Source organism: Terrisporobacter petrolearius, assembly GCF_020748185.1.
Lineage (GTDB): Bacteria > Bacillota > Clostridia > Peptostreptococcales > Peptostreptococcaceae > Terrisporobacter > Terrisporobacter petrolearius.
Genome location: NZ_JAHZMO010000213.1, coordinates 1 through 378, shown reverse-complemented (window position 1 = coordinate 378; position 378 = coordinate 1). Strand labels below are relative to the sequence as shown.

The following is a 378-nucleotide window of genomic DNA, read 5'->3' as shown; positions in this document are numbered from 1 at the left end:
ATTTAGGAAGAAGACAGGCAACAGAAGTTTTAATAGAAGGTCTGTCAAAATTAGAGTACAGAGGATATGACTCTGCAGGTGTTGCCGTAAATACTGGTGACCAATTAGAAATAAGAAAGTTCAAAGGCAGATTAGCAATACTTGCTGAAGACTTACAAAAAAATCCTATTGATGGACATTTAGGAATAGGGCATACAAGATGGGCAACTCATGGAGAACCATCAGATGTAAACTCACATCCTCATTACAATATGGATAGAACTATAGCTGTTGTTCACAATGGAATAATAGAAAACTACCTTGAATTAAAAGCTGAATTAGAATCTGAAGGAGTTAAATTCTTATCTCAAACAGATACAGAAATAGTAGCTCACATGG

General features: G+C 35.2%; 1 protein-coding gene. It reads left to right on the top strand.

Features of this window, described 5'->3' with window-relative positions; translation table 11 throughout:
- Positions 1-378, top strand: a 378-nt coding sequence (locus K0040_RS22630) for a class II glutamine amidotransferase (protein ID WP_228110476.1), incomplete at both ends; no start/stop codon positions are given.